This window comes from Longimicrobium sp. (genome assembly GCA_036387335.1).
Taxonomy (GTDB): domain Bacteria; phylum Gemmatimonadota; class Gemmatimonadetes; order Longimicrobiales; family Longimicrobiaceae; genus Longimicrobium.
In genome coordinates, this window is sequence record DASVTZ010000070.1 from 1 (window position 1) to 20,528 (window position 20,528).

At 72.9% G+C, this 20,528-nt stretch carries 14 protein-coding genes; 4 read left to right on the forward strand and 10 right to left on the reverse strand.

What is annotated here, in order from left to right:
* Positions 1-143: 143 nt before the first annotated feature.
* Positions 144-419, reverse strand: a complete 276-nt coding sequence (locus tag VF647_05745; GenBank protein HEX8451576.1) for a hypothetical protein — start codon at positions 417-419, stop codon at positions 144-146.
* A 180-nt stretch (positions 420-599) separates the two neighbouring features.
* On the opposite strand from VF647_05745, the gene VF647_05750 reads away from it, so the two are divergent.
* Positions 600-1,691 carry a hypothetical protein gene (locus VF647_05750; protein ID HEX8451577.1) on the forward strand — a complete coding sequence of 364 codons (1,092 nt, stop codon included), beginning with the start codon at positions 600-602 and terminating at the stop codon, positions 1,689-1,691.
* Positions 1,692-2,068: 377 nt separating this feature from the next.
* Here VF647_05750 and VF647_05755 read toward each other — a convergent pair whose 3' ends face one another.
* On the reverse strand, positions 2,069-2,665 hold the full coding sequence (locus VF647_05755; protein ID HEX8451578.1) for an SGNH/GDSL hydrolase family protein: 597 nt from the start codon (positions 2,663-2,665) through the stop codon (positions 2,069-2,071).
* Positions 2,666-3,625: 960 nt separating this feature from the next.
* Here VF647_05755 and VF647_05760 point away from each other — a divergent pair.
* From VF647_05760 to VF647_05770, 3 genes are all read left to right on the forward strand, one after another.
* A complete protein-coding gene (locus VF647_05760) occupies positions 3,626-4,294 on the forward strand; it encodes a thioredoxin domain-containing protein (GenBank protein ID HEX8451579.1) in 669 nt (222 codons plus the stop codon).
* A gap of 168 nt (positions 4,295-4,462) precedes the next feature.
* The gene (locus VF647_05765) at positions 4,463-4,762 is read left to right on the forward strand and encodes a PDZ domain-containing protein (protein ID HEX8451580.1); all 300 of its coding nucleotides are present in this window, start codon (positions 4,463-4,465) and stop codon (positions 4,760-4,762) included.
* A gap of 18 nt (positions 4,763-4,780) precedes the next feature.
* The gene (locus tag VF647_05770) at positions 4,781-8,341 is read left to right on the forward strand and encodes a carboxypeptidase-like regulatory domain-containing protein (GenBank protein HEX8451581.1); all 3,561 of its coding nucleotides are present in this window, start codon (positions 4,781-4,783) and stop codon (positions 8,339-8,341) included.
* Between the two features lie 397 nt (positions 8,342-8,738).
* On the opposite strand, the gene VF647_05775 is transcribed toward VF647_05770, so the two are convergent.
* The 8 genes from VF647_05775 to VF647_05810 are packed head-to-tail and all read right to left on the reverse strand — an operon-like array spanning position 8,739 to position 20,233.
* Positions 8,739-9,737 carry a glycoside hydrolase family 16 protein gene (locus VF647_05775; GenBank protein ID HEX8451582.1) on the reverse strand — a complete coding sequence of 333 codons (999 nt, stop codon included), beginning with the start codon at positions 9,735-9,737 and terminating at the stop codon, positions 8,739-8,741.
* A complete protein-coding gene (locus VF647_05780) occupies positions 9,734-11,155 on the reverse strand; it encodes a hypothetical protein (GenBank protein ID HEX8451583.1) in 1,422 nt (473 codons plus the stop codon). The genes VF647_05775 and VF647_05780 overlap by 4 nt, the downstream gene beginning before the upstream one ends.
* Positions 11,155-11,988: a YaiO family outer membrane beta-barrel protein gene (locus VF647_05785; protein HEX8451584.1), complete on the reverse strand. Its 834-nt coding sequence runs from the start codon at positions 11,986-11,988 to the stop codon at positions 11,155-11,157. Before VF647_05785 ends, VF647_05780 begins: the two co-directional genes overlap by 1 nt.
* Before the next feature lie 4 nt (positions 11,989-11,992).
* Positions 11,993-13,435 carry a glycosyltransferase gene (locus VF647_05790; protein HEX8451585.1) on the reverse strand — a complete coding sequence of 481 codons (1,443 nt, stop codon included), beginning with the start codon at positions 13,433-13,435 and terminating at the stop codon, positions 11,993-11,995.
* The gene (locus VF647_05795; protein ID HEX8451586.1) at positions 13,432-14,484 is read right to left on the reverse strand and encodes a HEAT repeat domain-containing protein; all 1,053 of its coding nucleotides are present in this window, start codon (positions 14,482-14,484) and stop codon (positions 13,432-13,434) included. Before VF647_05795 ends, VF647_05790 begins: the two co-directional genes overlap by 4 nt.
* A gap of 1 nt (position 14,485) precedes the next feature.
* Positions 14,486-16,882 carry a response regulator gene (locus VF647_05800; protein ID HEX8451587.1) on the reverse strand — a complete coding sequence of 799 codons (2,397 nt, stop codon included), beginning with the start codon at positions 16,880-16,882 and terminating at the stop codon, positions 14,486-14,488.
* 11 nt (positions 16,883-16,893) lie between these two features.
* Positions 16,894-17,271 (reverse strand): response regulator, encoded by a 378-nt coding sequence (locus VF647_05805; GenBank protein ID HEX8451588.1) that lies wholly within the window; start codon positions 17,269-17,271, stop codon positions 16,894-16,896.
* The gene (locus VF647_05810) at positions 17,243-20,233 is read right to left on the reverse strand and encodes an ATP-binding protein (protein HEX8451589.1); all 2,991 of its coding nucleotides are present in this window, start codon (positions 20,231-20,233) and stop codon (positions 17,243-17,245) included. The genes VF647_05805 and VF647_05810 overlap by 29 nt, the downstream gene beginning before the upstream one ends.
* Between the last annotated feature and the right edge of the window lie 295 nt (positions 20,234-20,528).

Genomic DNA, 20,528 nt, shown 5'->3' on the forward strand with positions numbered 1-20,528 from the left:
CGTAGGGGCCGCCCCACGTGGCTGCCCGTGCCCGCCCCGGCTCCGCCCCATGCAACCGCACGCGAATGCACGCGAGTGCCCCTCCCCCAGGCAGTTTTGGGGGAGGGGCCGCGAGGAACGAGCGGGGGAGGGGGCCCGCCCCCCTACTCCTCCCGCCCCGTCTTCGGCGCGCCGATCGCAACGGTGAGCACCGTGCCCGCCGCCGCGATGCCGAAGCCGCCCCACACGATCTGCATGGCGTCGTCGTGGGGCATGTGGGCGTGGAAGGCAAAGACCACCAGCGCGCCCCCCGCGATCTGCCAGAGCAGGCACACCGCCAGCACCACCAGCCAGCGCCGCAGGTCGCCGCGGCGCGCCTCGGACTCGGCGGACTGCCGCTCCTCGATCATCTTCTGGTACAGGTTGTCGCGGATCGGCATCGGTCGGAGCGGTGGGGGTTGGCGCGGAAGATAACGCCACGGCGGCGGCGGGCGGGTTATGGATCGATGAGCATCGCCGCGGCTTGCCGGAAGCCGTGTGTTTGCGCATAGTTGAAGCCTGCACGTGGCGCACCCTCCACCGCCGCCCACCCCGCGCGGCACCCTCAAGACGACGAACCGATGGCCATACGCGAAGGACGCTGGGACTGCACCTCGTGCGGCGCCGTGGGCAACCTCGGCCGCCAGGTGTACTGTCCCGGATGCGGGCTTCCCCGCCCCGAGGGCACCCGCTTCTACCTCCCCGAAGACGCGCCCGAAGTCACCGACGCCGCCCAGCTCGCCCTGGCCGGCGCGGGCGCGGACTGGGTGTGCGAGCACTGCGGCGCCAGCGCGCACGCCACCGAGGCGGACTGCCCCGGCTGCGGCGCGCCCCGCGGCAGCAGCCCCACGCAGGACGTCCACGACTACGACATGGACGAGATCCCGCGCGACGGCGAGGAGCGGCGCGCCACCGCCCCGCTCGCCGCCGCGGCGATCCCGTCCAAGCGCCGATCTCCGTGGACGGGGCGCGGCGTGCTGGCGGCCATCGCGGCGATGGTGTGGTGGATCTTCAGCCCGCACGAAGTCACGGCCGTCGTGGCCGCCAAGACGTGGGACCGCACCCTCGAAGTGCAGGCGTACCGCACGATCCGCGAATCCGACTGGTCCGTCCCCTCGGGCGGGCGGCCGGTGCGCAGCTACCGCGCGATCCGCGAGTACCGCCAGGTGCTGGACCACTACGAGACCAAGGAGCGCCAGGTCAGCGAGCGGGTGCAGACCGGCACGCGCACCTATACCTGCGGCTCGCGCGACCTGGGGAACGGCCACTTCGAGGACCGCACCTGCACCGAGCCCGAGTACGAGACGCGCTACCACACGGAAAAGTACCAGGACCCGGTGTACCGCCAGGAGCCGGTCTACGCCACCAAGCACGACTACGACATCGAGCGCTGGGTGCGCGACACCGTCCTCGCGGCCCGCGGCGTGGCCGACGAGCCGAGCGAGCTCGCGGACCCCGCCTGGCCAGTCGCCCGCCTGCGCGAGCGCCAGCGCGAGGGCGCCCGCACCGAAAAGTACATCCTCCGCTTCCGCGAAAAGGACGGCGACCTCCACGAAGCCCCCGTCACCCTCGACCGCTTCCAGCAGCTCCGCGTGGGCACGCCGGTGCGCATCAAGGTGAGCCGCGCCGGCTCGGTGGAGCTGCTGGGAGTGGACAGCGCGCGGGGGCGGTAGGAGGGCCCCCTCCCCCCGGCCCCCTCCCCCGCCTGCGGGGGCGCAGGGCGGGTGAGGGGGAGAACTTCGCCCGCGCCTCACGGATGCCCCGTAGGGGCGCGATTCATCGCGCCCGTGCCTGACGCTGCTCCGCCGTCCGCCCTTTAACACCGAACCCGTAGGGGCAGACCTGCGTGTGACCTGCGTGTCTGCCCACCGCCCGCCCCACCTCCGCACCGACCGACGCAACCCGAACCCCGTAGGGGCCGCCCCACGTGGCTGCCCGTGCCCGCCCGCGCGCCGCCCCCATGCCCCCGCGCACCCATGCATGCACATGCCCCTCCCCCAGGTAGTTTTGGGGGAGGCGCCGCGAGGTGACGAAAGGGGGTGGGGGCCCCCTACCCCGCCCGCAGCGCCTCCACCGCGTGCGGCAGCGCCAGCCGCGCCCACTCCTCGTACGCGGCGCCGGAGGGGTGCAGTCCGTCATCCACGAGCATGCGGGCACCGGCGGCGCGGGAGGCGGGGGTCACGTCCACCCAGCGGGCGCCGGCGTGGGCGGCCTCGTCGCGCGCGACGGCGTTGAAGATGTCGATCTCGTGCGCGATGGCGGCGCGGTCGCGGCCGGCGGCGAACGGAGTGACGCCCCAGTCGGGGATCGAGAGCACCAGCACGCGCCGCGCCTCGTTCCCCGCGAAGCCGATCGCGCGGGCCAGGAGGAAGCGGAAGTGCTCGCGGTACTCCTCCGCTGAGCGGCCGCGGTACTGGTTGTTGACGCCAACCAGCAGCGAGACCAGCGAGTACGGGCCCGCCGGGGCCGCCGCGTCGATGGCGGCGTCCAACTCGTCCGTCGTCCAGCCGGTGCGGGCGATGATCTCGGGCGGATCGAGGCGGATGCCCTGCTCCGCCAGCAGAGCCACCAGGCGCACGGGCCAGCGCTCGGCCTCCGCGATGCCCTCGCCGATGGTGTACGAGTCGCCCAGCGCCAGGAACCTCACGGAGCCCTCATCTTGATCACCTTTGCCGCGGGAAGCGAAGACCTGCCCAGCCAGCTCGTCCACTCCAGCCGCGGCTCGGCACCGCGCGGGTGAGGCTGGGGACCTCGTCCAGCACGAGGCGGGCCGTGAAGCCGACTTCCGTACCAGCGTAGAAGGGGGTCAGCTCGCTCAGGGGGCGGTGCCCGTGGCCGTCGGGCAGGACGCCGGGGGCTGAAGCCCCCGGCTGGAACCACGCGAAGACCGCTGAAGCGGTCTCGTGGGCTGCGGTGCGGCCCGTGACACGGGCGCTACCAGGTCCATGCGTCGCGAACGTCGGTTCTCCCCCTCCCCCGCCCTGCGCCCCCGCAGACGGGGGAGGGGGCCGGGGGGAGGGGGCCATTCAGTTCCCGCCCCCTCTCCCGATAACAGAGGCGCAGCCTCTCCTGCTATCGGGAGAGGGGGCAGCGAGGAACGAGCGGGGGTGAGGGCCTCCGGAATCGCATCGGAGGGAACATTTCCCGCGCTTGGACGACCCGAAAAAAACTTCTTGACGCGCCGTTCTTCGAAGAATACAATGCACCTCGGTACACAATGGCGCTTTAAGTGTGCGTGCGTTCGCCCTTTCATTGGGAGGCTCAATGGGCATCAGGGCACGCGTTTCACTCGCTTCGCTTCTCACCATCGTGTCAGGCGCGGTACTCCTCAGCGCGCCCGCCCCGGTACAGGCGGAAGCGAAGTTCGACTGCGTAGATTCGGTTCGAGCGTACTGCGAGTACATCGCTTCGAGCTGCGCGAGCGGCAGGGCGAGGTGCTGGTACACGACGGGTACACGACGAGCCCGTGCCAGATCACGAACAGCGAGTGCATCACCGCTCTCGACGAGCCCCCCGTCGAGTGAGCCGCCGCGGATCGGTGGAGGACGGTTCCTTCACCGATCCTGTATTTGCACGCGCTTCTTCACGATCTCGCTCGGGTCAGAGCATGAACAGGTTCTTCGCCAACGCCGCGACGGCGCTTCTGGTGTGCTGTGCGCTCGTCGTGACGGGGCTCGCCGTCCGTAGGGAGCTCGCCGCCGCCCGCCCGGTACCGGCCGCGTACAACCCGCAGGCGCGAAACGTGAGTGATTGGCGCCGCTACGTGGAAGGATCCCGCATCGGACCGACCGACGCACAGGTGACGATCGTCGAGTTTTCGGACTTCCAATGCCCTTACTGCGGCATGATGGCGGGGCGCCTGCGCGCGCTTCGCGAGGCGAACCCCGGGAAGGTGGCACTCGTCTACCGGCACTTCCCGCTCGAGTACCATCCCTTTGCGGCTCCGGCGGCTCACGCAAGCATCTGCGCGGAGCGCCAGGGCCGCTTCGAGGCGTACCACGATGCGGTGTTCGCGCGGCAGGATTCGCTGCACGGCGACATCTGGTCCGCGCTCGCCGAGGATGCCAAAATCCCGAACCTCCAGTTGTTCAGTGAGTGCATGAAGGAGAGCGGGCCCGCCCAGCGGATCGAGCGTGATCAGGCGGCGGCGAGGAGGCTCGGCGTCAACTCGACTCCTTCCATACTGGTCAACGGAACCCTGGTTACCGGCGATGGGCTTGGCGCCATCGAGGAGTACGTCGCCCGCGCGCTGAAGGGTTCGCGCAGCCGCACCTGAACGCCAGCCGATGCTGGCGCCCACATGACGATGGAGGATTTCACGATGCGCTTACACGTTCCGCTGCTTGCCGCGGTATTCTGCGTTGGGCTGCCCGTTGCCGCCGCGGCACAGCAGCCTGGGCCCGGGGTGGGGCAGAGCGTAACATCGTCGCGGGTGCGGTCCAAGGTGCCATACTCCGGCATCAACATCTCCATGGTGCCCCAGTTCGGGCCCGGCGGTACGATGCGGTGGGCGCACCATCCGACGATCGCCACCGTCGATCCGGGTTCTCCGGCGGACCGCGTAGGGCTGCGGCCGGGCGACGTCGTGCTCCTGGTGAATGGGCGCGACTCGCGTGAGCCGGAGGCGATGTTCGGTGAGCCGGGGACGGTATACGTGTTCCGGGTGCGCCGCGGGAGCGCTGTTCGCGATTACACCGTCACGAGCACGACGCTGCCGAGTACTAGGCCGGCGGGCCGGGGCTGAGACACCTCGCCGGAATTCATGAAGCCGACACGCGAGGCCCGTTCTATACGGGCCGCCCGCTGGCTGCCTGATCTCGGGCGCCAGGTGCTGCTCGCCATTCTGCTCGTGATCGGGTGGAGCAGCGCGGCCAGCGGCCAGACGGTGACGATTTCGGGCCGGGTGACCAGCACGGCGGGTGCGCCGCTCTCAGGGGCGCGTGTGGAAGCTCGCGATCCCGCGGCAGGGGATCGCGCGTCCGCGTCCACCCTCACGAATGCCGCGGGACGCTATCTGGTGCGGGTGCGTCCCGGACGCGAATACGCGCTGTCCGTGGAAATGCCGGGCTTCGTGGGCGGCACCGTGCTGGTTGATGCCGCGTCGGCGGGGGCGATCCGCGACCTTCGGCTTGCCCCCGCGATGGGTACGCCCACGGTGCTCGAGGGGCTCACGGTGCGAGCCCCGCGTCGCACGCCGCAGGCGGAACGGCGAGCCGAGGCTCCTGGCGCGTCGGTGGCGTCCCGTGCCGCCAGCATCTCCACGCGCTATCCGGGCGATCCCGGCGACCTGGCGGCATCGGCCGGAACGTCCGGGCAGGTGATCCGCGGTGCAGGCGGGCTCTCCATCGCCGGGCAGGGGCCGTCCGCCAACCGCACGACGGTGGACGGAGCGGGATTCGACGCCGGGAGCCTGCCCCCCGAGGCACTCGCGGCGGCGGGCGTCATCGCGCACCCCTACGACGTGTCCCGGGGCCAGTTTACCGGCGGCGAGCTGGCTGGGCGCACCATGAGCGGCACCAACCTTTGGGGCGGCGCCTTCCGCATGGCGCTCCAGAACCCGAACCTGGCGTATGGCGCACGGGAGCGCATGGGCACCGGGCGGCTCGGGGGCGGCGGGGGTGGCCCGATCGTTCCCGGCCGCCTCTTCGTGTACGGAGCCGGACAGGTGGTGGTTCAGGAGTCGCCCGCGCGCGCGCTGGACCCTGACGATCCGCGCCTCCAATCGTTCGGTGTATCGGCGGACTCGGCCCGGCGCCTCCTCCAGATCGTGGAAGGGCTCGGGATGCGGAACGCCCCGGATGCGGATGCGCGGACCTCGACGGGCGCGATCCTCGCGCGCTTCGACTATCTGCCAGGCTCGCGCCACTCCCTCACCCTGCGCATCGATGCGCGCCGGCGCACGTCCGACGGATACAGGTCGCCGTTCTCGGCGTCCGACGGCGCCGAGACGCGTGAACAGAGTGGCGGAGTGTTGCTCAAGGCGTTCACGCGGTTCCGCGGCGGCGCTACCCACGACGCCTCCGTCTACCTCTCCAGCACGGACCAGCGAAGCGCACCCGGCGCGGCACTGCCTGCCGGAGAATTGTGGCTCCGCTCCGACCTGGTCGACGGAAGCCGGGGGATCTCCACCCTGTCGTTTGGCGGCGATGCGCAGGCGTGGCCGGCGGAGGACCGTACGGCGATCGAGCTCTCCGACCGCGTCACCATCGAACTTGGGCGAGGTGCGCACCAGCTGCAGGCGGGCGCGCTGTACCTGCGCGAGCGCGTGGAGGCCAGCGCGATGAACGACCGGTTCGGCACCTTCACCTTCGCCACGCTCGCGGACGTGGAAGCGGGACGTCCGGTGCGTTTCACCCGCTGGCTGGGGAGCGGTGTGGGGGAGGCGGTCACGGCCACGCACGCATTGTACGCCGGCGACCTCTGGACGCCCAGGCGCGGGCTGCGCGTCACCTGGGGCGTACGCGTGGAGCGAACCGCGTTCGAGCTGCCGGGCGCGCTGGATCCGGGAGAGTCGCTCGTTGCCGAGCCTGGGACTTCACCATGGTCCCTGAGCCCACGCGCGGGGTTCACGTGGACCCGCAACACGCCGCGGATGGAGTGGGTCGTTCGCGGCGGCGCCGGGCGGTTCAGGGCGGCCGCGCCGACGCGCTCGCTCGCGGCGCTGCGGGTGGAGCCGGGTCTCGGGTACGGCGTGCGCCTCGAATGCGTCGGCGCGGCAGCGCCGTCGCCGCGGTGGGATAGCTACCGCGGAGATCCGTCGTCCGTGCCTACCCGATGCATAGGGGATGACGAGACGCGGGCGAGCGACCCGGCGGGGACAACCGGGTTCACGCGCGGATTCGGCGTGCCCGGCCTGTGGCGCGCATCGCTGGAATCCTTTTGGCTCCACAAGAAGTCCGACACTTCGCTGGAGGTGGCGGCGAGTGCCAGCCGTGGCCGCAGACTCCCGCTGGGGATCGACCAGAACCTGGCGGCGAGTCCCGCGTTCACGCTGGCCCACGAGGGAGGGCGCCCCGTGTACGCCGCCCCCGGGGCGATCGACCCTGCCACCGGCCGCGCCGTGCTCAGCGCCTCGCGGCGCCGGGACGACGCAGGAGTCGTTCGAGCCGTAGATGCGGCGGGAAGGTCCGCGTCGGAGCAGATCTCCGTGTCGGCCACGCGCATGTTCGGAGTAGGACTGCTGAGGGCGCACTATACCCTGACCCGCTCGCGGGATCACGCGTCCTCGTTGCCCAGCCCCGCCGCATCGCTCCCCAGCACCGCCGGTGATCCGCGCCGCGCATCCTGGGCTCCAGCCGACTTCGAGCAGCGTCACGCCTTCCAGCTCTCGGTCGACCGGTCAGTCTCGCGGTGGATGTCGCTCACGCTGTACGGGGTCGTGACCTCGGGTGCACCGTTCACGCCCATGGTGGACACGGACGTGAACGGCGACGGCTTCGCCAACGACCGGGCCTTCGTCTTCGATCCGTCGGTGGCACGCGAGGCCGGTGTCGCCCGCGAAATGTCGGAGTTGATCGATCGCGCCCCCGCCGGAGTGCGTTCGTGCCTGCGGGGGCAGCTCGGTCGCGTGGCGGCGCGCAACAGCTGCCGTGGGCCCTGGAACCCGCGGCTGGACGTGCAGCTCAACATCCGGCCACGCGGCGTGCAGCGCGGCGCCCACTTCATGGTCGTGGGAGAGAACATCACCGCCGGCCTGGACCGCCGTCTCCACGGCGCGGATGGCCTTCGTGGATGGGGCCAGGACGTCTCTCCGAACCCGGTCCTCCTCCGCGTCACCGGATTCGACCCCTCCACACGCCGCTACGCATACGAGGTGAACCCGTCGTTCGGCAGAGATGTCGTGACAAGCCGGCCTTTCGCCGTTCGCCTCCAGATGCGCCTGACGATGGGCGCGGACCCCGCGACGCAGGCGATGATGTCATCCATCTCCACCCTGCGTGCCTCCGCCGCCCCGGAGGACATCCGCCGGGAGATCCTTCGCCAATGGCAGAACACTCCATCCCTGGTGCTCGGCGGCGCCGCGGAGCGGAACGTTCAGCTCGGTCCGGAACAGAGAAGTGCCCTGCGCGCCGCGGCGGACTCCGTAGCCCGCGGGGTGGCTTCGCTCGCGAGCGCGCTGGTCGAAACGGAGGTCACACAGCCGGCGGGCACGTCCCAGCTCCTGGCGCAGGCGCAGTCGCTGCTCATGGGCGGATTCGAGCAGGCGCGCGCAACCCTCACCCCTGAGCAGTGGTCGCGGCTCCCCCTCCTGATCCGCCGGCCACCCCGAGCCGTGGTTCCCCTGGGCTCGCAAACCAACATCCTCATCGCGCCCGATCTCTGAGCTGAGCCGCCCGGGGCAACGCTGGCGCCGCCGGGGGATGAACGCCGGGGGATGAACGCCGGGGGATGAACGCCGGGGATGAATGCGGGGGCACGGCGAACCGGGGGATGAATCCCCCGGCTGGAACCACGCGAAGACCGCAGAAGCGGTCTCGTGCGGCGCATGAGGGCGGGGCGGACCCGTGGCACGGGCGCGATGAATCGCGCCCCTACCAGGTCCGTGCGGGCGCGCAGCGCAGTTCTCCCCCTCCCCCGCCCTGCGCCCCCGCAGGCGGGGGATTGAGCCGGGGGGAGGGGGCCATTCAGTCCCGCCCCCTCTCTCGATAACAGAGGGCGGAGCCCTCTCCTGTTATCGGGAGAGGGGGCAGCGAGGAACGAGCGGGGGTGAGGGCCTCCCTTCAATACCGCACCCACTCCACCTCCGCGTGCCCGCTGGCGGCTGACGGCGGGGTGAGCCAGCGCGGCCACCACGCGTTCACCATCAGGCGCATCGGGTGCGTGGGAAGGGCGCGGGTCCAGCGCCGGACCTCGGCGCCGTCGATCAGGAATGCGACGCGGCCAGGGTGGAAGTCGATGCGGTACTCGTGGAAGTCCGCGGCGGGGTCGAAGGGGAGCGGGAGCTCGGCGCGGTTCGTGATCTCGCCCCCCGCCCAGGTCGCCAGGATGACGCGCGCGGGCGGGACGTTCACGATCTCGATGTCGATCTCGTCGTTGCCCTCCGCGACGTCCTGGTAGAGGAAGAGCGCGGTGACGGTGCCGGGGACGGGCGCGCTGCGCATGCGCACCGCGTAGCTCCCGTGCAGGTGGCGTGTGCGCGTGCGAAGCTCCGCGCCGCGATGCCCTTCGGACGTGACGGTGAGGCGCAGGCGGCCATCCTGTACCGCGACGTTGGCCGGCACCACGCGGCCGCGGCCGAGGAGGTGTCTGCCGCGGCTCCACCGCGCCGTGTCCAGGGCGGCGAAGTCGTCGTGGCGGCGGAAGACGGTGAAGGCCGCCGGGCGGTCCGCGGTGGCGAGGCGAACGGCGCCGGCGCGCTCCGGGGGCGAGCTCCAGACGGCCGCGACCACGCGGTGCGGGCCAGTGGCTGCGTCCGGCGGAACGCGCCAGACGCGCGGTACGGGGGCGGACTCCTCGCCCGCCGCCAGCATGACGGGGCGCGAGGCGACATCGTGCCAGCGCCCGGTGGGATCCTGGACGCTGTAGCCGATCCACAAGGTGTCCGCGCGCCGGCCGTCGTTGCGCACGCGCACGCGCGCCGCGGCTTCGTCGCCGGGGAAGAGCGTGCCGGACGACGGATCAAAGGCGGTGATGCGGGCGGCGGATTGCGCTGCGGCGCGGTCGTGGGCCACGGGGATTGCGAGTGCGAGGAGGAGCGCGGCGAGCCCGCTCGTCCTCACGGCGCCGGCACTCCAGGGTCGAGGCGCGCGTCCAGCGCCGGAAGGGCGGCGGCGAGCGAGGGGCCGTACAGGTACCACGGCCCGCCCGCCGCGATCAGCGTATCCAGCCGCGGGCCGGGATCGAGGACGTGCCACGCGAGACCCGCGGAGCGCGCGACCTCTGCGTCGGCGCGCGCTTCGGGGGAGTTGGACCCGCCCAGGTAGACGATGCCGCGCACGCCGCGCTGGTGCAGGTACGCGCCGAACTCGTTGGGTGCCGGACGCGGGCCGGCGGCGACGTTGGCGGCCAGAACCCGCACTGCTCCGCCCCGCATCGGCTCGGCGAAGAGCGAGGGCGGGAGCGGGGGAAGGCCGGTGCGCCACGCCTGCACGAACGCTTCCGTCGCGGGTGACACGGAGCGGAAGGCGTGCACCATCAGCGGGCGCTGCATGGCGCGGGCGCGGCGCACCGCGGCCAGCGCCTGTGCGGGGTCGTACGGCATCGCGCGGATGGGGGCGCTCTCCACGCGCATCGAGTACCGGCGCGCCAGCCCCTGCTCCTTGCCGATCCAGACGGTGTCCTCGGGGTTGGCGGGGTCCAGAAGCGAGAGCACCTGCCGCACGGAGCCGGAGAGGACGTAGCCCACCCACTCTTCGTCGGTGGGGTACGGCGCCACGTGGACCGAGTCGCCGAAGTGGTAGATGCCGCCGCGCTCGAACGCCGGCACGTCGGCGATGCGGCGCGCGCCGTTCTCGGCCTCGGCTTCGCGCAGCGGCACGTCGGAGTCGCGCAGGATGCGGCGGACCACGTTGACGCGATCCTTTCCCAGGTAGCAGTGGACGTAGTAGCGCCCGCCGCGGCTCTTGGCGAGCGCCCGCAAGCGCGCGACGGAGCCCTCGTTCTCGCTGACCCAGGGGAGCATGGGGGTGTGGATGAGCTTAATGCCCACGGCGCGCGCGGCGGCGTTCTCCTGCGCGATCAGCCGCGGCTCGAAAGGGACCACGGCCGGGTGCAGCAGCGAGACGACCGCGGTGAAGCCGCGCCGCTTCAGCTCCGCCAGCCGCGCCCGGTCCGGGTACGGGCCGAAGACGAAGCGCTCCCCTTCCCCGGCATCGACCTCCCCGGCGCTGTTCACCAGGCGCGGGTTCATCCACAGGACCAGCGCCAGCCCGGCGAGCGCGGTGGTGGCCAGTGGCGCACCCCACCGGCCACGGCTCCCGGGCGCGTCGGTGCGCCGCGCCAGACGCCATGCGAGATAGCCCGTGCCCGCGAGCAGCAGCACGATCACCCCGCGCACCAGCAGGTCCTCCGTCCGCTCGGCGGAGCCGCGGGCGCGGAGGGCGGCCGTCATCCAGCGAACGGGGCCCAGCAGCGTCAGCGTCCCGGCGAAGAAGCCGATCGTCCCCCAGAGGTAGACGAAGCGGAGGAGCCGCAGCATCAGAAGCGCAGCTCCAGCCCCAGGCCTCCGGTCAGGCGCTGGCGATCCACGGTGCGCGTCAGCTCCTCGTGCTCGTAGCCGGCGGACCAGCGCACGCCCAGCCGGCGCCCCACCGGCGTCTTGCCGTACACTCCGACGCGCTGGGAGCTTACGCGGTCCAGCTCGAACTCCTGCGCGCTCTCGGTGGCGGCGGTGCCGGCGCCCACGGTGAGCGTGGCGTACGAGTCCGCGCTGCTGAAGTAGCGGCGGGCCAGCAGCGTGGCGGAGTACGAGGTCCCCTCGTCTTCGCGCGGGGTGACGTAGGGGCGGGCCGAGAAGTAGTAGTTGCCCGCGTAGCGCCCCACCGAGCCCGTGAGGATCGTCACCGACTGCTCCGCGAACTCCAGCCGCCGCGCGCCCGCCGAGAGCTCGGTGCCGCCGCCCGCGTTGGCGTAGAGTTCCGCGCCCAGCCGCAGCTCGGGAAAGATGTCCGAGGGCGACCAGCCGGCGTTCAGGTAGCCGTAGAAGCGCGGGGAGATGCGGGGATAGGCGTCCAGCTCGAACTGCTCCCCACGCTGGCCGAAGCGCTCGGCGACGGTGGCGCGGGCCACGAGCGTCACCGGGCGCGTCTTGCGCGACAGCTCGGCACTGGCGGTGTGCCACGGCTCCGGCTCCGAGCCGCCGCCGAAGTAGGTGATGCCGTACTCCAGCGACGCGCGGTTCACCGCGGCCGCCTCCTCCACCGGCCGGGGAACGGCGCATCCGGGCCCGGGCTCGCACCCCGCCTCCTGCGCGCCCGCCGCCGCGGCCGGGAGCATCGCCAGCGCCACGAAGCACGTGGTCCATCCCTTCATCGCATCAGCTCTCCGTACCCGTTTTCGTGGGCGCGGCGAATCCGCGCCTCTCCATAACGCCCCAGTCGCGCTTGCCCCGCAGGTACTTCAACATCCCCCTCAGCCGCCACACCACCGTGAGCTGGCGGAAGCCCACGTTCTCCAGCAGCGCCCACCCCACGAGCAGAAAGCGGTCCATGAAGCGGTCGTAGCGGTGGAAGCTCACCTCCTCCAGCGCCAGCGTCATCACGGTGAGGAGCGCGCCCAGGGCGTAGGCGACCAGGAAGAAGAGGATGGCGAAGGGGACGTTGACCGCGCCCGTCAGCAGCCCCGCCGCCAGCCCCACGATGCCGATCGCCTCCACCACCGGCCCCAGCAGCTCGACGAAGAAGAAGTACGGGTAGACGAGCATCCCCATCCGCCCGTAGCGCGGGTTGAAGAGGACGCGCCGGTGCCGCCAGAGCACGTCCGAGAGCCCTCGCTGCCACCGGTCGCGCTGGCGGCCCAGCACGCGCAGCGTCTCAGGGGCCTCAGTCCACGCCACCGGGTCCGGGATGAAGGCCACCCGGCTGGGCCCGCCCCGCTCGTATCCCAGCCGCCGCAGCCGCAGCACCAGCTCCATGTCCTCGCCCACCGTGTCGTGCACGTAGCCGCCGGATGAGACCACCGCGTCGCGCCGGAAGAGGCCGAAGGCGCCGGAGATGATGAGGTTGCCGCCCAGCCGGTTCCATCCCAGCCGCCCGAAGAGGAAGGCGCGCAGGTACTCCACCACCTGGAACCCCGGCACCGCCCTGCGCGGCGCCCTCGTGCGCACCACCCGCCCCGCGCGCACCACCGAGTTGTTGACGATGCGCACCGTGCCCCCCGCCGCCACCACGTCCGTCGCCGTCAGAAAGGGGCGCACCATGCGCTGCAGCGAGTCGGGCTCGATGAGGGTGTCCGCATCGATGGCGCACACCAGCGCCCCGGTGGAGAGGTTGACGCCGGCGTTGAGGGCGTCCGCCTTGCCGCCGTTCTCCTTGTCCACCACCACCAGGTTGGGGCGGCTGCGCGAGCGGTACAGCCCCTTCACCGGCTGGCAGGGGATCACCCGCTCGTACACGGGGTGGATGGGGACGAGGTCGAAGTGCTCCTTCAGCAGCTCCATCGTCGCATCCTTGCTGCCGTCGTTCACCACCACCACTTCGAGCGACGGGTAGCTCAGCGAGAGGAGAGCGCGCAGGCTCTCGGCGATGGTGGCCTCCTCGTTGTACGCGGGGGCCAGCATGCTGATGGTGGGGGTGAGCGACGAGCCCAGCACCCGCCAGCGGCTCTCCCCGCGCGAGAGCAGGACGTGCTCGCGCATCTCCAGCACGGCGCTCACCAGCAGGAGCAGGTAGATGGAGTTGACGGCGAGGAAGTAGAAGAGGACCGCCCACTCCAGGCGGATCAGCACCACCTCGGCCACGTGCCCCAGGTCCACGCTCACGCGGCCCCGTGCGATGCGTCGGGAAGGTCCAGCACCTGGTGCGCCATGTCGGCCGCGAAGGGGTCGGCGTCGGCGCGGTAGCGGCCCAGCAGGAGCATGCCGGGGCTCCCCAGCACGCGCAGCGCCAGCCCCGCCGCGCGCCGCACGGGAAAGACGGGGTCGCGCAGGAGCCTCGCCACGGCGGGCGCGGAGGGCCAGTGGCCGATGCGCCCCAGCGCCGCCGCCGCAGCAGCGCGCACACCGGGGTCGGCATCGGACAGGAGCCCGGCCAGCACGGTGTCGCACTCCGGCGGCTGCACGGCGCCCACCACCGTCGCGGCGCGGGCGCGCACCTCGGGGTCGGGGTCGCGGCAGAGGCGCAGCGCGGGCTCCGCGAAGGAGGGCTGCGCCAGCGCCGCCGCCACCTCCAGCGCGGGTGCGGCGGCGCGTCCGGAGGAGGCCGCCAGGTGAGCGGCCAGCGGCTCCGCGGCGGCGAGCCCCACGCGCAGGATGGAGTCCTGCACGGCGAAGCGGCAGAGGGTGGTGGGGTCCGCCAGCATTTCCAGGAGCGCGCGCACGGCGGCGCCGGAGGGATGGTCGCCCGCCCACTCGGCCGCCTGCGCGCGCACCGCGGGATGCGGATCGTGGAAGAGGGGGAGCACCGCCACCGCCTCGTCGCCGCCGAACGCGGTGAGGAGGCGCAGACCGCGCAGACGGCGCCACCACCAGCGGTTGCGGGTCAGGCGGCGCGCGCGGTCCAGCAGCCCCAGCTCGCGCGCCAGCACTCCCACGCGCTCCCGCACCGAGCCCCCCAGGTTTCGGGTGAGCTCCACCAGCAGCTGGCTCTGCACGCCGCCCGGGAGCGCGCGCAGCCGGCGCACCGCGCCCGGCTCCAGAGTGGACGAAGTGGCCACTTTCGCCATCACCGCCCGCCCCTCGGCCAGGAGCGCGCCGCGGCGCCGGCGGCGCACCCGGAGCCAGATGCCATGGACCACGATGAGCGCGACGGAAGCGGCAAAGAGCACCACCAGCACCACGAGCGCCACGCGCAGCAGCCGCAGCTCGTCCATGCTATTCCGCGCCCAGGGCGCGCTGCACGCGCCGCAGCAGCACCTGGATGCTGAACGGCTTGGCGACGTGCTCGGCGGCGCCCATCTCCAGCGCCTTCACCACCTCCGCCTCACCCGCGCGCACGGTGAGCATGATGACGTGCGTGCGCGCCGCCACCCCGTCCGCGGCCAGCGCGCGCAGCACGGTGAAGCCGTCGCGCCCCGGGAGGTCCACGTCCAGCAGAATGACGCGGGCGCGCAGCCGGGGATGGCGCCCGCCCAGCAGCTCCACCGCCTCGTCGCCGTCGGTGATGCGGCGCGTAGTGTGGCCGCGCGTGTCCAGCGCCTGGCGCAGCAGCTCGGCCAGCGCGGGATCGTCGTCCACCACCGCCACGTCCACCACCTCGGCGCGGGGCGTGTCCGCGCTCCACCCGGCGGGGAGCACCCGTCCCCCGCCCTGCTCCTGCGCGCGGAGGAGGGCGTCGTCGGCGGCCAGGCGCAGGTCGGCGGGGGTGCGCCCGTCCGCCGGGTACTCCGCCACTCCGCCGGAGAGCGAGACGCGCACCGCGCCGCCGGGCGCGGGGACCTCCTCGTCGGACACGCGCCGCACCACCTCCTCCAGGAGCTGCACGGCCGTGTCGCGGTCGCCGCCGTAGAGGGCGGCGGTGAGCTCCTCGGCGCCGGACTGCGCCACCACGTCTCCCGGCTGGGCGGCGTCGCGCAGCAGGGCGGCCACCCGCTGCACCACCGGCTCCCAGAGCGGCGCCCCCAGCCGCGCGCGCAGCGCCTCCGCCCCGTCCACCCGCAGCACGGCGTAGGCGGCGGGTGCGCGCGTGCGCCCCGCGATGGCCAGCACGCGCTCGCACTCCTCCGCCAGCCGCCGGCCCGTGCCGCCCCCCTCCGAGCGCTCGGCGAGGGTGCGCTCCAGCCGCACCCGCTCCAGCCGGCTCTCCACGCGCGCCACGATCTCCGGACCGGCGAAGGGCTTGCTGGCGTAGTCGTCCGCGCGCGCGTCGAAGATTCGCTTGACCGAGGCGTAGTCGGTGCGGGCGGTCAGGAAGAGGACGGGGAGGGCGCGCCAGCGGGGGTCGGCGCGCACCACGCGGCACAGCTCGACGCCGCTCACGTGGGGCATGTCCTCGTCCACCATCAGCAGGTCGGGGCGCGCGCGCTCGAGCGTCTCCCAGAAGCGGAGCGGATCGGCCAGCGTGGTGACGGTGAGCCCGCGCGCCTCCAGCAGGGTGCGCAGCGAGGCCAGGATCTGCGGATCGTCGTCCACCGCCAGCACGCGGCTCCCCGCCACGTCCGTCAGGCGCAGGGCGGCGGCCACCGCGTCCACCACTGCGCGGGGGGGAACAGGGCGGGAGAGGAAGGCGCGCGCGCCGCGGCGGGCCGCCTCGATGCGCTCCGCGAAGCCGTCCTGCCCCGCGATCACCACCACGGGGCGGTCCGCGCCGTCAGCGGAGAGCTCGTCCAGCAGCCGGAGCCCCGCCTCGCCGGCCCAGCTGCGGGAGAGGTCCGCCACCACCGCGTCGGGCGCGCGCTCGGCGAGGGCGCGGCGCACCCCGGCGGGGTCGGCCAGCCGCCACGCCGCAATCTGCCGCCCCTCCGCCTCCATCGCCACCCGCTCGCCGAGCTCCGCGTCGTCCGTCACCACCAGCAGCGACGCGCGCCCGGCCGCGTCCGGCGCGGGTGCGGCGGGGGTGGCGGGGGGACGCTCCAGCTCACGGCGCAGGGTGAGCACCAGCTCGCTCAGGCGCAGCGCGTCGGCGGGCTCCAGGGGGCGCGTCCCCTCCATCATCAGCTCCACCGCGCGCGCCGCCCGCGAAGCCTCCGCGAAGCCGAACGTCCCCACCCCGCCGGCCAGCTTGTGCGCCTCCCGCTCGGCCCCCCTGCGCTCCTCGGGCGTCAGCGCCCCCTCCAGCACGGCGACGGCGGCCGACTCCAGCGCATCGACGCGCGCCAGCGTGGTGCCGCGAAAGCGCTCCCAGATCTCCGCCAGCGCGGTGCCCAGCTGCTCGCGCGTGGCGGCGGGCGCGGGCGCCGGCTCGCGGGCGGGCATGTCCAGCAGCGACGTGACCTCGCGCGCCACTTCGCGCGCGTCCAGCGGATGGTAGAGCAGCCGGTGCACCCCCAGCTCGTCCACCAGCTGGTGCGCCACGCCGCCCCCGGACTCGCGTCCGAGCGCGTACAGCACGGGGGGGATGGGGGCGCCGCGCAGCCGGGCGTGGCGCAGCACCTCCATGGCCGGTGGCCCCGCGAGCGAATGGTCCAGCAGGAGGAGCGCCCACCGGCCGCGCTCCAGCTCGTCCAGCACCTCGCGCCCGCTGTCCACGCGGCGCAGGCGCGCGGCGGGAAAGGCGCGGACGAGCGCCGCCACCACGGCCTCGGGAAAGCCGCCGATCAGCAGATCGGGCACGGCGCTACCGGTCAGGACGGCCACCCCAGCACCTGCGACACCTGCTCCGCCAGCCGCGCGGGATCGAAGGGCTTGGCCAGCACGCCGGCCGCCCCCATCTCCGCCAGCCGCCGCTGCTCGGCGGCCTGCGCCTTGGCCGTCAGGAAGACGACGGGCACCCGCGCCGTGGCCGGGTCGGCCAGGAGCCGCGCGAGTGTGGCCGGGCCGTCCATCCCCGGCATCATCACGTCGAGCAGGATGGCGTCCGGCGGATCGGCGGCGGCCATGGAGAGGGCGCTTTCGCCGGAGGGAGCGGCGCGCACCTCCCAGCCGGCCATCATCTCCAGCGTCATCTGCGCCACCTCACGGATGTCGTCCTCGTCATCCACGATCAGGATGCGTTTCGGCACTCGCGGAGCCCCCGGTGATGAGTTTGCCCAGCAGGGCCAGCGCACGCGACTCCACCTCTTCCAGCGGAGCGCGGCTCTTGGTAAGGAACTCGGTGCGGCCCAGCCTCAGCCGCTCGCGGTCGGCGGCGCCCAGGTCGCGCGCGGTGTAGACGAGCACGGGCACGTCGCTGAGCCGCCGGTCGCGCTGCAGGTGCTCCACCACCTCGAAGCCGTCCGCGTCCGGCAGCCCCAGGTCCAGGATCAGGAGGCCGAAATCCACCTCCGCGGCCAGGCGCAGCGCCTCGGAGCCGGAGCGGGCGTGGACGCTGGTGATGCCGCGCCGCCCCAGCATCTCGCAGAGGATGGAGGCCACCCCTTCGTCGTCCTCCACGATCAGGACTCCGACGTGCTCCCGCGCACCGGCGCCGTCCACCGGCGCTCCGCCTCTCGACGGGCGGGCGATCCACCCCGCGACCGTGGCAATGTCCAGGCCCGTCTCCCCCCCGCCCAGCGCGCCCATGATCACCACGGGAATCTCCCGCGCGCGCTCGTTGCGGCGCAGCGCGTCCAGCGTCTTCTCGCCCTCCGCCGCGGGCTCGGTGGCCACCACCAGGATGGCTGCGGGGCGCAGCTCTTCCACCGCGCGCAGCGCTTCGGCCGCGGAGCGCGCGACGGCGACGCGGTACCCCTCCCTCTCCAGCAGGCGGCCCGCCTCGCCTCGGGGCTCGGCTTCGCACACCAGCACCAGCGGCCGCGCGTCCGGGCGCGGCGGCGGGGGGGTGGAGGCGCCGGCCAGCGGCAGGGTGAAGGTGAAGGTGCTGCCGCGCCCCCACTCGCTCTCCGCCCACAGACGCCCGCCGTGCTGCTCCACGATGCTGCGCGCGATGGGGAGGCCCAGCCCCGTCCCGCCCTTGTCGCGCGCGTCGGACGAATCCACCTGCTCGAACCGCTCGAAGATCGCCTCCAGCCGGGCCGCCGGGATGCCGCGCCCCTGGTCGGCCACGCGCACCACCGCCTGGCCGTCGCGCGCCTGCACGCTGAGCCGCACCTCGGAGTCGCGCGGCGCGTACTTGATGGCGTTCGACACCAGGTTGGTGACCACCTGCACCAGCCGGTCGGGATCCGCGAAGACGGGCGCCGGCTCCGCCTCCACCACGATCCGTACCCCCGCCTCGGAGGCCATCGTCCCCATCACCTCGGCCGCGTCGCGCACCAGCGACCCGGCGTCCAGCGCGCGCCGCTCCATGATGGCGGTGCCGGACTCGATCTTTTCGATGTCCAGCAGGTCGTTGATGAGCCGCACCAGCCGGTCGGTGTTCTGCGCGGCGATGGAGAGCATCCGCTGCCCGCGCTCCTCCAGCGCGCCCAGCTTGCCGCTGGCCAGCAGCCCCAGCGACCCTCGGATGGCGGTGAGCGGGGTGCGCAGCTCATGACTGACGATGGAGAGGAACTCGTCCTTGAGCCGCTCCACCTCGCGCTGCCGGGTGATGTCGCGCGCCAGCGCCTGCGCCCCCTCCACCTGGTCGCCCTCCATCAGCAGCGTGTGGTTCTGCCCGATCCAGATCTCGCGCCCCTCGCGGGTGATGATGGGGAACTGGAAGTAGGTGGCGGGCGTCCTCTCGCGCACCTGCGTGGCGTAGAAGGCGCGCACCCCCTCGCGCCGGTCCCTGCGCACCAGCTGCAGGGGGCGCATCCCGAGCAGCTCGTCGGCCGAGTAGCCGGTGGTGCGCACCAGCACGGGGTTCACGTAGGTGAAGACGCCGCGCCGGTCCACGGTGTAGATCAGGTCGCTGGCGGTCTCCACCAGCCCGCGGTAGCGCTCCTCGCGCTCGCGCAGCGCCTCGCGCGACCGGAGCCGCTCGATCTCGCCGCCGATCCACTGCGCGAAGACCCGCAGCAGGTCCTCGTCCTCCGGCGCAAACGAGGCGGAGCGCGGGCGCGGGTCCAGGAAGCAGAGCGCCCCGTACAGCTCGCCCGCCACGAACAGCGGGCCGCCGATGTACGCCTCCATCCCGAAGCGGCTGAAGCAGGGGAGCGTGCCCCACTCCGGCGAGGCGCTCGCGTGCGCCACCGACGCCGCACGCCGCGTGCGCAGGGGGACGGAGCAGTACGTCTCCGCCAGGGGAAAGACGTCGCCGCTGGAGATGCCGAGCTCCGGCGGCTCGGCCATCACCACCTCGTACTGGTCGCCGCGCACGCGCGCGAGCACCCCGCCGTTCATGCCGAAGTGCTCGCGCCCCAGCCGCAGCACCCTGCGGATGCGCTCGCGCTCCTCCAGCGCGCCGCTGGAGGTGATCTCGTAGAGCGAGCGCAGCCCGCGCGCGCTGCGGGCGAGCGCCGCCTCGGCCACGGTGCGCGCGGCAAGGTCGCTCAGGATGCGGCGGCGCGACAGCCACACCACCACGAACGCCAGCACGCTCCCCAGCACGATGGTCCAGGTGGCGGCGCCGGCGCTGCGCCGCGCCATCCGCTGTTCCGCGGCGAGCGACCTCTCCTCCTCCGCGCCCAGGGCGTCGGCCGCGCGCCGCGCCTGTTCCATCAGCTCGCGCCCCGTCCCTCGCCGCACCACCGCCACGGCCCCCGCCACGTCTCCCGCGCGGGCGAGCGCCAGGGTGTTGTCCATGATGGCCAGCTTGCGGGTGACCGCCTGCCTGAACACCGCCAGCCGCCCGCGCGCCACCGGGTCGCGCACCAGGGAGTCCAGGGTGCGCAGGTGGATCTGGATGGCGCGCGTGGCCGGGCGGTACGGCCGCAGGAAGACCTCCTGCCCCGTGAGCAGGTAGCCGCGCTGGCTCGTCTCGGCCTGGCTGAGGGCGAAGAGCGCCGCCTCACGCGTGCGGAGGATCTCCGCCGTGCGCTGCAGCTCGTGCTGGTCTTCGCGGAAGCGCGCCAGGCTCCACAGCGACATCACCCCCACCACCACCAGCGCGAGCAGCGCGACGGCGAAGCCGAGGTCCAGCCTGGAGCGGGTCGTCAGTTTCATGTTGCGCCCCGTGAGCATAACACGGGCCGGTGGGGCCAATCCCGTATTCACCGGAAACCGCTGGGCTCACGCGGAGGCGCGGAGGCACGGAGGGAACCGCAACTGCAGGCTCACACAGCAGGGGTTCGACAGTAAAAGGTACACGCGAGAGACCGAATTGGCGCCAATGCTGGACTTTTATACCCGAAATCGTTGGATTTGCCGAAAACTTGTTGTACATGGATTTATAATTCACCTTGACTCCGCAGCAGGATATCATCTATCCTGTTGCACATGTACCTCCGCGAAGTCGTCT